The sequence below is a fragment of the Winogradskyella sp. Asnod2-B02-A genome, assembly GCF_045063645.1.
In the GTDB taxonomy this organism is placed as follows: Bacteria; Bacteroidota; Bacteroidia; order Flavobacteriales; family Flavobacteriaceae; genus Winogradskyella.
The window spans coordinates 648,322-659,968 of record NZ_JBEFOG010000026.1; the positions used below are offsets into that span (position 1 = coordinate 648,322).

Annotated in this window: 12 protein-coding genes; 6 read left to right on the top strand and 6 right to left on the bottom strand. The window is 30.2% G+C overall.

From position 1 onward, the window contains the following. The first annotated feature begins 144 nt into the window (after positions 1-144). A complete protein-coding gene (locus ACJJVO_RS06280) occupies positions 145-834 on the top strand; it encodes a hypothetical protein (RefSeq protein ID WP_405571829.1) in 690 nt (229 codons plus the stop codon). Positions 835-910: 76 nt separating this feature from the next. Here the strand turns inward: ACJJVO_RS06280 and ACJJVO_RS06285 are convergent, their stop codons facing one another. Continuing rightward, complete coding sequence (locus tag ACJJVO_RS06285) at positions 911-2,209, bottom strand: anthranilate synthase component I family protein (protein WP_405571832.1); 1,299 nt, start codon at positions 2,207-2,209, stop codon at positions 911-913. A 136-nt stretch (positions 2,210-2,345) separates the two neighbouring features. Between ACJJVO_RS06285 and ACJJVO_RS06290 the strand changes: the two genes are divergently transcribed. Both ACJJVO_RS06290 and ACJJVO_RS06295 read left to right on the top strand, forming a co-directional pair. Further along, entirely contained in the window at positions 2,346-3,236 is an 891-nt protein-coding gene (locus ACJJVO_RS06290) for an aldose 1-epimerase family protein (protein ID WP_405571835.1), read from the top strand. A gap of 42 nt (positions 3,237-3,278) precedes the next feature. Next, the gene (locus ACJJVO_RS06295; RefSeq protein WP_405571838.1) at positions 3,279-4,628 is read left to right on the top strand and encodes a DEAD/DEAH box helicase; all 1,350 of its coding nucleotides are present in this window, start codon (positions 3,279-3,281) and stop codon (positions 4,626-4,628) included. 258 nt (positions 4,629-4,886) lie between these two features. Here the strand turns inward: ACJJVO_RS06295 and ACJJVO_RS06300 are convergent, their stop codons facing one another. From ACJJVO_RS06300 to ACJJVO_RS06315, 4 genes are all read right to left on the bottom strand, one after another. Continuing rightward, entirely contained in the window at positions 4,887-5,693 is an 807-nt protein-coding gene (locus tag ACJJVO_RS06300) for a mechanosensitive ion channel family protein (protein ID WP_405571841.1), read from the bottom strand. A 196-nt stretch (positions 5,694-5,889) separates the two neighbouring features. Next, positions 5,890-6,483: an RNA polymerase sigma factor gene (locus ACJJVO_RS06305; protein ID WP_405571842.1), complete on the bottom strand. Its 594-nt coding sequence runs from the start codon at positions 6,481-6,483 to the stop codon at positions 5,890-5,892. Between the two features lie 86 nt (positions 6,484-6,569). Continuing rightward, positions 6,570-6,974 (bottom strand): DUF2721 domain-containing protein, encoded by a 405-nt coding sequence (locus tag ACJJVO_RS06310; protein ID WP_405571845.1) that lies wholly within the window; start codon positions 6,972-6,974, stop codon positions 6,570-6,572. A gap of 96 nt (positions 6,975-7,070) precedes the next feature. Further along, entirely contained in the window at positions 7,071-7,487 is a 417-nt protein-coding gene (locus ACJJVO_RS06315; protein WP_405571847.1) for a MotA/TolQ/ExbB proton channel family protein, read from the bottom strand. A gap of 190 nt (positions 7,488-7,677) precedes the next feature. On the opposite strand from ACJJVO_RS06315, the gene ACJJVO_RS06320 reads away from it, so the two are divergent. The 3 genes from ACJJVO_RS06320 (at position 7,678) to ACJJVO_RS06330 (ending at position 10,376) form a co-directional block, all read left to right on the top strand. Further along, positions 7,678-8,748 carry a sensor histidine kinase gene (locus ACJJVO_RS06320; RefSeq protein ID WP_405571849.1) on the top strand — a complete coding sequence of 357 codons (1,071 nt, stop codon included), beginning with the start codon at positions 7,678-7,680 and terminating at the stop codon, positions 8,746-8,748. Next, on the top strand, positions 8,741-9,451 hold the full coding sequence (locus ACJJVO_RS06325) for a LytR/AlgR family response regulator transcription factor (protein WP_405572689.1): 711 nt from the start codon (positions 8,741-8,743) through the stop codon (positions 9,449-9,451). Before ACJJVO_RS06320 ends, ACJJVO_RS06325 begins: the two co-directional genes overlap by 8 nt. A 334-nt stretch (positions 9,452-9,785) precedes the next feature. Continuing rightward, positions 9,786-10,376, top strand: coding sequence for a hypothetical protein (locus ACJJVO_RS06330; RefSeq protein ID WP_405571852.1), 591 nt, complete (start codon positions 9,786-9,788; stop codon positions 10,374-10,376). Positions 10,377-10,453: 77 nt separating this feature from the next. Here the strand turns inward: ACJJVO_RS06330 and fabV are convergent, their stop codons facing one another. Continuing rightward, complete coding sequence (gene fabV, locus ACJJVO_RS06335) at positions 10,454-11,644, bottom strand: enoyl-ACP reductase FabV (RefSeq protein WP_405571855.1); 1,191 nt, start codon at positions 11,642-11,644, stop codon at positions 10,454-10,456. Positions 11,645-11,647 lie beyond the last annotated feature (3 nt).

Below are 11,647 nucleotides of genomic sequence, written 5' to 3' on the forward strand. Positions count from 1 at the left end.
TAGAATTTATTTATTCCTTTAGAAGCTCATATAATCAAAGTTTTAGGGTTTCTAGACTATTTTCTCTGATGTTAAAGTGATATTTATCATATTGATGTGTTTTCTTTTTAATTAACTTTAAAAAGAATTTAAAATTATTAGGTCATGAGTGTATCAGAAAAATTAACATCAGAAACGACACGAAATGCCTTTGAAAAAAAGGTGCTTTCTGCCATACCACATTTACATCCTTACGTAAAACATAGAATCTATATCGCTGAATCTACTGGTATTTTACCAAAAAATATGTTTTCATCTAACGGAATTATTGACGAGAGTATTATTTTACTTTATGATAAAGATTTTGACGTTGAAGCAGAGCCATTAGCTATAAAACTCGAGTTGTTTAAAATAGTAGATAATTACATGAATTTGCTATTTAAAAACGAAGCATACCACAAAGAAACCATTAGCACAGACGCTATGCTTAAAAAAGAATTATCTAAGCTTAGTGAAGACTATACTGTTGATGGTGACTTTGATTTCATCTTAAACACAGAGCTTAACGATATTTCTTATCACCAACATGATAATGAAAGTTTACAATTATATGCCGACAAGGAAACATCGATTTTAAGTGCTTTTGAAGTTGAAGATTTATCAACAAAACAATCACCAAAAGCATTCGAAAAACTATATAATTGGTTACCATTTAATGTATCTAACATAATGGATTTATACATTTTTGGGAAACTAGATTTTGAATCTATCGCTAAGATTAAAAAGATTGAACAGAAACGTGTTGAAGCTATTTTTGATAAAGTGAAGCGTACTTTTAGACGACATATTGCGTAACAGTTTTATCGCAAAGAGAAAAACTAAGTAATGGTATGTATATATATTTCCCTTTTAGATAAATTAGATTGACTTTTTAATTTTCTAATGCTTCACGCATGGCTTTCGCCTTAACTAAGCATTCCTCATATTCCTTAAGAGGCTCACTTTTTGCTGTGATGGCTCCACCTACAGAATAAGAAATATACTTTTTGGTTGCGTTGTAGAGAATACTTCTAATGATTACATTAAAATCAAAATCGCCATTTGGTGTAAAATAACCAACGGAACCAGAATACAAGCCTCGTTTTGTTTCTTCAAGATTTTCAATAATATTCATAGCAGATATTTTTGGAACACCTGTCATGCTTCCCATAGGAAATGTTGATTTTATAATATCCACAGGATTTGTTTCTGCTTCCACCTGAGATTGAACCGTTGAAATCATTTGGTGGACTTGTAAAAACGAATACACTTTACACAATTCCTTCACCTCTACACTTCCTTTTGTGGCTGTGTGTGACAAATCATTACGGACCAAATCCACAATCATTATGTTTTCGCTACGTTCTTTTGGGTCTTTTAATAAATCTTCAATGAGTTTTAAATCTTCCGTTTTATTTTTAGAACGCTTGGCTGTGCCTTTTATAGGCTGAGAAATTACAGTGGTTCCATTTTTTTTAATGTAACGTTCTGGTGACGCAGACATCATGTACTTGTCTTCAAACTTTAAGAAACTGGCAAAAGGTGGTTTCGAAATTTTATTGAGTTTTTTAAACGTTTCAATCGGGTTTATTTCACTGTTTTCAGCATAGAATTCTTGACAAAAATTAGCCTCGTAAATATCACCTCTGTGGATATGAGTTAACATTTTGGTGACTTTTTCAAAGTAGTCGTCCTTGTGGATTCTTAGTTTTATTTTAATAGGATTTTCATCATGAGACTTATCGACTGTGCTCGGAATAACATGGCTTATAGATTCTAAATCATCCTCAATCTCATCATCAACCATTTTTAAATACTGAATTTCAACTTGATTGTCTTTAAACAAAAAAAGCTTTTTAGGTTGAAAGAAATATAAATCAGGGAACTCTAAACCATCAAAATTTTCAGATTTTAAGCGTTCTGTAGTATTTTTTAAATCGTAAGTTAAATAGCCAAAAATCCAGTCTTTTGTAGCGTTTTGATATTCTTTTAAACGTTCAAAAGCATCAAAAAAATCTGTACGTATGGTTGTGAAGGCATCCACAGCTAAAACGGCATCGTAATTACTGTATTGGTCTTTATGATTGTTAGAATCCAACCATATAACATCATCAAATTGCTGAGACCAAAGCAATAGGTTTTGCTTAAAGTTCTCAATGATTTTAGGCTGATGATTTTGTGTTGTTCTCAATAGAAAAATAATTGCTGCAATTTACCAAACTTTAGGTAAGATACCTACAAGGTTTTTAAATCCTTGCAGGATAAATATTAATTTTACTAGCGAAGAAATGTCAAGAATTGTATATTTCAAAAAAAAATAATTAAGCATGTATACTTTACATAACGACCTATTAAAAATCAATATAAAGCCTAAAGGTGCAGAATTGTGTAATATTCTTTCGGTAAAAAACAAAACAGAATTTATGTGGCAAGCAGACCCAAAATTTTGGGGAAGCCATGCACCAAATTTGTTTCCTATTATTGGTTGTATGAAAGACGACAGTTACATTTACAACACTAAAACGTATCATATGCCAAAACATGGTTTTGCAAGGCATAATGATAATTTTGTTATTAAAAAACAATCGGATTCTAGCATAACGTTTAGTTTAACTTCAAATGAAGCACTCTATAAATTATATCCTTTTTTGTTTGAATTAGAAATTACCTATACCCTTTCAAAAAACATATTAACTATTAATCATACGGTTACAAATTCAGATGAAAAAACACTTTATTTCTCTTTAGGTGGACATCCTGCTTTTAACTGTCCACTTTCAAAAGATGAAGATTATACCGATTATTATTTAGATTTTGAAAAAGACGAAAACAGCCAAAGCTATTTGTTAAATATGGACAATGGCTTGTTAACTAGCGAAACAAAACCTGTTTTTTCCGATGGTAATAAAATTAACCTTCGACCAGATTTGTTTAACGAAGACGCTTTAATATTTAAAGATTTAAAATCGAGAGTAGTAAGTTTAACGCATAAAACCAAAGGCAAAGTCTTAACATTAAACTTTAAAGATTTTAAAGAGCTAGGCATTTGGGCAAAACCAAATGCACCTTACGTTTGTATTGAACCTTGGCTTGGTATTGCTGACAATGAAACTACAGACCAGAACATTGAAAATAAAGAAGGAATTTTAAGCCTTAAAGCAGGTGCTATTTTTAATGCTTCTTATAGTATTGAAATAGAACAAAGCCATTTAGTGTAAGTTGAGCAATAAAATAGTAGCTTTGCACCAAAACTTTGCAACGTGACTTTTCAAGATCTTAATTTAAATACACCTTTATATAACGCCCTAGACGATTTAGGTTTTACAACACCTACGCCTATCCAAGAAGAATCATTTAATGTGGTTGCTTCTGGTAAAGATGTGGTTGGTATTGCACAAACAGGTACAGGTAAAACTCTAGCCTACATGCTGCCTATATTAAGAAACCTTAAATATTCGCAACAAGATAATCCTAGAGTACTCGTATTAGTACCAACTAGAGAATTGGTAGTACAAGTGGTTAGTGAAATTGAAAAATTCTCTAAATACATCAACAACCGTGTATTAGGTGTTTATGGTGGTACCAATATTAACACGCAAAAACAAGCTGTTGCACAAGGCCAAGATATTATTGTAGCGACACCAGGTCGTTTGTATGATTTAGCCGTAAGTAGAGTTTTACAATTAAAATCTATTCAGAAATTAGTGATTGATGAAGTTGATGTGATGTTAGATTTAGGTTTTAGACATCAATTGATGAATATTTTTGATATTTTACCACCACGTCGCCAAAACATAATGTTTTCTGCGACCATGACTTTAGATGTCGATGAATTAATTACTGATTTCTTTACAAGTCCTGCAAAAATATCTATTGCAGTTTCTGGTACTCCATTAGAAAATATTAAGCAAGAACGTTACGATGTTCCTAATTTTTACACTAAAGTAAATTTATTAGAACATTTACTTAGAAATACAGATGAATTTTCAAAAGTCCTAATTTTCGTAGCTTATAAGCGGATGGCTGATCGACTTTTTGATCAATTGGAAGAGATATTCCCAAATGAATCTTGCGTTATACACTCTAATAAAACTCAAAATTACAGACTACGCAGTATTGAACAGTTTAGAGAAGGTGAAAACCGTTTATTGATTGCCACGGATGTAATGGCAAGAGGTTTAGATATTGAAGGTGTATCGCATGTTATTAATTTTGACACACCAGATTATCCCGAGAATTATATGCACAGAATTGGTAGAACTGGCCGTGCGGAACAAGAAGGTCATTCTATTTTAATGTCTACTGAAAAAGAAAAAGAAGGGCTAGAACGCATTGAGGAATTAATGCAAATGAAAATTGAGACACTAACTATTCCTGAAAGCGTTAAGATTTCTACAGAATTAATAGAAGAAGAACGTCCGCAAATAAGAGAACGTAACAACCCAATAAAAAAGCGTGATCAAGATGCGCCTGGACCAGCTTTTCATGAAAAATCTGAAAAGAACTCTAAAGAAAATTTAGGTGGATCTTATAAATTTAAGATTGCTGCAAAATATAAAAAGCCAAAAACACGAGGAGATAAGAATTATAATCGTCGCAATAAAAAATAAAAAGAATTGCTTAATTGCTATTTAATAATTGAAATGAACAAAAAGAGACGAGTAAATCACTCATTTTAAAAAAGATACATCATTAACTTAAATGCTAGTTTATGATTTATTTTTCTATCTTTAAAAAAATTCAATCAAGATAATATCACAATTAATAATAAAAAAACCCTTTTCAAATCAATGAAAAGGGCTCTGTAGTCAAGTACTTGCAGGATTACACCTTATGATAACATAAAATCTATAACCCTAACCTTATAGTTAATCCTGCATTTGTACTTGATTTTCTACTATATCTTTAATAGGAACAATAAGTTTTCCTTTTGAATTTTTTAGTATTACTGAAATACTTTGTACAGCTTCTACTGTATATGTTTCATCATTAAAAACAATCTTTTGTCCTACTTCATAAATCTTACGTGCATAGAATGTATTCAATAATTTACCTACTACTTCCCTTGCTCCTAACCCAAACGCGATAGCGAATGCAAGTAAAAAAGCAGCAATAATCATATTAATATTATTAGTAATGATCTCTGTATCTATGCCTGCTTGATTTAAAGCTGTAACAGAAATAAATGTTAGCAATAAGAAAAACACGACTTGGCTGATGGCTTTACCACCAGACATATCCATGGATTCAAATAATGACTTTAAACCATTTTTTACAAAATTTGCAAAAAGCAAACCAAAAACAAATACTAATACAGCAGAAATTAACTTTGGTGCATAAGAAATTAAATCACTAATTTGATTTGATATGATCTCTAAGCCTAATGTCTCAGAAGCTATCATTATTAAAAGAACATATAAAATGTATTTAATAAAGGTTGAAATAATTTTAATTGAATCGATTTTCAATTTTTTACCTTCTATTATTTCTATGTCGTTTAGCTTAGCGTCTAACTTATAAATTTTAGCTAAATTTAAAAGCTTTATAATTATTTTAACGATCACTTTGATAAGATATAACGCTACTATTATACCAATAAAACCAAACACAATTTTTAATAAAACTGGCCAAGATGATGACATAATATCTGTTATAAATTCTTTAGAATCTTCCATTTATAATAAGGTTTATTTTAGGGTTTTATAAATATTGGTTTACTTTTTTCTTTTACTACTTACACTTTCAATTATATAACTTAGATTATACGAAAACAGCTCAGCTAACTCCATAAATAACTTAGCCATAGCAATATCATGCATAACTCTGCTCTTCAGTTCCGCTGGAACTTCCTTTAAAGGCTGGTCTATTTGTTTAAATGGATTTTCCATCTTTCGTATAATTAGTGTACTTCTGTACAAGTTTTTCTTTTGCTCTTTTTAATCGCATTTTAACTGCGCTTTCTCCTATATCTAAAGCTTCAGCTAATTCTTTAATTGATAAATTATCTTGATATTTTAATAATAAAATCATTTTTTCGTCTGGTGAAATCAACTCCATCACTTTCTTCAACTGCTCTACTCTCATGCTTTCAAACTCAACAGTAGAATCAATATCTTCACCTATATTCTCAATGTCAAAATTTTCAGAACTTACAGATTTTTTCTCAAGTTTCTTCGCTGTATTTCTAGTGACATAATTTACACAATGATTATAAGTAAATGCATATAACCATGTAGAAAATTTTGATTTCCCTTTAAAACTAGCCAATTTAACAAATACTCTTAAAAAAACATCTTGAGTTAAATCTTTAGCTTCATCCACACCATTGGCAAACCCATAACATTTGTTATAGACCATACTCGCATATCTGTCGTACAGCACCTCGAACAACATAGTGTCGTTGGTTTTTACGATAGCTTCTACAAGCGCTTCATCGGTTAGGTTATGAATAGCGTCCTTAGTCAAGGTAATTTTTTAATCTATTATTAATTGGTTATTGGTCTTAAGACACTCCTTTTTTTAAGAGGTCACATTATTTTTAAATAAAATTCCTACTTTTTTAAATGATCTTCAATATCACCTAAATGATGCTGTAATGCTTTTGCTGATATTTGTATTTCCCATATTAAGAATAACAATGAAACAATCAGTAAAATAAGCCCAAATCCAAAAGCCCAAACAGCAATTATATTTAATTTTATATAAATTAAAAACATAGTTAACACGCAAAACAGCAAACTACTAATACCCGCAATTTGCATGTATCTTGTTAACTTTACTCTCAATTTAAGGTTATTGATTTGCCTTAAAATGGACGCGTCCTGATGTTGTATATATTTTTCACTTAGATTCCTAATTATAGCTGCATAAGCTAAAAATCGGTTAGTGTAAGCTAGCATTATTAACGAAATTGCTGAGAATAAAAGTGCTGGTGTTGTTAGCGTTAATTCTTCCATAAATCAATTTTTACAAAATTACAGAATAAAAACACTACAAATAAAAAAAGCGAACTTTATTAAGTTCGCTTTTTACAAATAATTATGAGTAGAAGATTAGTCTTTCACTTTGTCTTTTAAATTCCATCGTAATATTAAAATACCAATTCTAGCAATAACAAAAGAAAACAAACCAAATGTTGCTGTTAATAAAGATACTTTTAATCCTCCTGCAAAAATTGCTGGATCAGGATTTCCCATAGCCTCAACAGAATCAAAAGCGGTTATTAAACCAATAACGGAACCTAAAAATCCCAAGACTAAACCTAACAAACTTGAGTCTACAGTTAATTTCAGCATTTTTTCGGATTGTTCTTTGTGCTTTTTTAAATTAATAAAACCTTTTATCAAAAGAAAAACAGACAACAAAAGACAGATTAAAATTAGAGACATAAAGAAAGGGCCTCCTTCGTTAAATCGATCTACAAATGGATTCGATAATATTAAATAATTTGAAACTAACAGTTCGTTCATGATTGATGATATTAAATTAAACATAGGTCAAACTTAAATTATAAAAGCACTCAATAATTACAATTGCGACGAATAACCGTTTTAACGCGCTATTAAACCTATGGCTAAATCCATAACTAAATCCGTCATTCGTCTATAAACGCTTTATACAGTACAAAAATGCAGTATTATTGTATTAAGATTATTGCAAATGCTTAAAAAGGAATTCATATTAAAAAAAATTGGTCAAGGATTACTCCATGTTTTATTTTGGTGTGCTGTACTCCTATTTTACACCTATTTTTTTGGTGTTGGCAGCAATAACTTTAACGATACGCTTATATTCTCATTGTTTTTAATGCCTATTACTATAGCCACAACTTATGTTTCTATTTATAAATTAATACCAGATTATCTCATTACAAAACGGTATTGGCTATTTGTTCTTTATAGTCTCTATACACTAATTATTTCGGCCTATTTGGTGATGGTTTCTATCTTTTTTAGTTTGATTTATATTTCTAATTTCGACTACAATGAGATGAATCCATTGACTAGAAATATTCTATTTGTAATGACAGGCATTTATCTTGTAACCTTTATTGTAAGTGCTTTTAAGCTTATGAAGCTAAACATAGAAGCATCTAAAAAAACCAAAAACCTTGAAACTAAAATTCTTGAAACACAACTCAAATTAAAAGAACAAGAACTCAAATATTTAAAAATGCAAATCCATCCGCATTTTTTATTCAACACACTAAATACCATGTACGGCTTTGCTTTAAAAAAAGCAGATGAAACACCAGAAATGATATTAAAACTATCTAATTTATTAGACTACCTTTTATATCAAGTAGATAAACCTTTGGTAAGTTTAAATGATGAAATAAATCATATAGAAGATTATATTAGTCTAGAGCAAATGCGATTTAATGATACTTTAAATGTGCAATTCTCAAAGAATATACGTTCAGAAACTATTGAAATTGCACCAATGCTGTTAATTCCCTTTGTTGAAAACAGCTTTAAACATGGCAAAATTAAGAATGGTAGTTTAAATATTGCTATTAGTATAGAAGCGAATACTGATAACATGACATTCATCATTAAAAATAGTTACACTAAAGCGTCAAGCTCTGGCGATGGTATTGGTTTAGAGAACATTAAAAAACGTTTAGAATTATTATACCCAAATCAGCACCAACTAAATATTAATCTACATGAAAATGATTTTGTTGTGTCATTGACATTAAACCCAAAATTAAAACGAGATGATGCCTAAATCTATTACGTCCATAATTGTTGATGACGAAATTATAGCAAGAGAGATTATTGCTTCTCATTTGTCTAAAATTGAAAACATAGAAGTTATTGCACAATGCAAAAATGCTATTGAAGCTTTTAATTTTATCAGTAATAATAAGGTAGACTTAATATTTTTAGATATTAATATGCCTGAGATTTCAGGAATAGCTTTCGCAAAATCTATAAACAAAGACATTAAAATCATTTTCACCACAGCTTATAGAGATTATGCGGTTGAGGGTTTTGATTTGCAAGCCGTAGATTATCTTTTAAAACCAATTGCTTTTGACCGTTTATTACAAGCCGTAAATCGTTTTTTTGAAGTCGCGTCCGCATCCATTGATAATGCGTTAACCATTACAGAATCTAACGACTTTATATTCATTCGCTCAGACAGACGCATGATAAAGGTAGACTTTGATGCTATCTTATATGTTGAAAGTTATAGTGATTATATAAAAATCCATTTACAAGATGACACGATAATTACAAGAGAAACCATAACCTCTATAGAAGCAAAATTACCTAAAACGCAATTTTTAAGAATTCATAGATCTTATATTATTTGTATTGCTAAAATTCAATCGTTTACTAACGAACATCTTACAGTTAATCGAAAAGCGCTTTCCATTAGTCGAAGTTATAAGAAAGAAGTTTTGAAACGTCTAGAAAATTTTTAACTTTAAACCTGAGTTCGATATAAGAGTTAATTTCCAGAACCCTAAAAAACGGTGAGATTTGAAGTATAAAATTTAAAGTAATATCGAGATATTTCAATAATTTTATACGAATAGATTGCATTTTTTTAGGTTTTCCACAGGATTTGATGAATTGTTCCCTATTCTTGATATGATTTTTTTAAATTAACAAGTTAGTCCTTCAAAAATATATCTGCGAATTGAATAAAAATTCAATCAAACTGAAACAAATATTATATCAAACTCAGGTTTAAGAAAATAAACACCCAAATCTTAACGTTGTATAGCAAATGCTATTCTATTGAAAACCTGCTAAATGAATGATTATCTACACAGAACTATTCCAAATTTAAAACCTTTTAGTTACGAGCATCATCACGATTCGCATTTAATAAATCAGCGATGGGTTTTGGTAAATGGTATTTCTAAGAAAAAATCTATTTACATTTTTAAAAAAGATAATATCCTCGAAATATCTAGAAAAGACAATGTTATTGAAACCTCGTGGAATATTAATATTCAGAATAACTTTTCTATTGAAACTGAAGACGGATTAATTACCGTAGAAGCTTATTTTAAGGATGATGATATCTTGGTACTTAACAACAAAGAGAAAGAAGAATTTGCGCTCTATATAAACACCACAAATTACGAAGACGAATTAAACTCTATAGAGGATATTAATACATTTTTAAAGGAAAAGTATAAAAAGAAAGTCAGCAACATTATTTACGATCACAAATTCTATTACATTGAACAATCTAAAGAATATGGTCCGTTTAAAGTTGAAGAATTAGCCGAAAAAGTTAAATCTGGCGAAATAAGTGCATATTGCTTTGTTAAGGATGTTAATGAACATGATTATAGTAAACGCATGCGAATTGAAGATTTAATCAAGGAACTATAAATTAGCAGTTATAAAAGACAAAGCGAAAACCTAATTAGATTTTCGCTTTATAAAATAACTTATTTACAAACAGTTAATTACTCCTGTAATCCAGGAATAGCAACCATTTCATTAACATCTTTGTTGTAATCAACTCCTTCTACATCGAAACCAAAAAGGTTAAAGAAATCTTTTTTGTAACCTTCTAAATCACCAATGTTTGGTAACGTTTCAGTGGTGGCTTCTTTCCAAAGTTCTAAAACTTTAGCTTGAATATCATCACGCATTTCCCAATCGTCAACTCTAATACGTCCTTGCGCATCTAATTGTAAATCTTCTGCGTATAAACGCTCATTAAATAAACGTTCTATTTGCTCAATACAACCTTCATGAATACCTTCTTCCTTCATTACTTTATATAATAATGAAATGTATAAAGGAATTACCGGAATTGCAGAACTTGCTTGTGTAACCAAGGCTTTATTTACAGAAACATAACCTTTTCCGTTAATATCTTTTAAACTATCTGTAATCTTAAAAGCAGTAGCTTCTAAATGGTCTTTTGCACGACCAATAGTGCCTTTTCTATAAACCGCTTCAGTTAATGAAGGGCCAATATAAGAATAGGCAACGGTTTTAAAATCTTCTGATAGCACGTTTTCTGACTTTAAAAGATCAATCCACATTTGCCAATCTTCACCTCCCATTACAGCTATGGTATTATCAATATCATCTCCAGAACTTGGTTCTATTGAAATCTCTTTAACAACACCTGTATGAAAATCTACAGTGTTATTTGTAAACGTATCACCAATGGGTTTAAGTACAGATTTAAAACGTTCGCCTGTATCTGGATGCGTTCTTACTGGTGAAGCTAAGCTGTAAATTAACATGTCAATTTTACCTAGATCTTCTTTTATTAATTTTAAAGTTTGTGCTTTAATTTCATGAGAAAAGGCATCACCATTAATACTCTTAGCATATAAACCATCTTTGTGAGCTTGCGTTTCAAAAGCAGCACTATTATACCAACCTGGTGACGCTGGACGACCTTCTGTTGGTGGTTTTTCAAAAAACACTCCAATAGTAGATGCCTTAGATCCGTAAGCACTTGTAATTCTTGATGCTAAACCAAAACCTGTAGATGCACCAATAACAAGTACATTTTTAGGACCATTTTTGGTTGGTTTAGATTTAATATATTCAATCTGATTTAATACATTCTGCTCACAACCAATTGGGTGTGATGTTAAACATATAAATCCTCTAGTTTTTGGTTCTATTATCATATT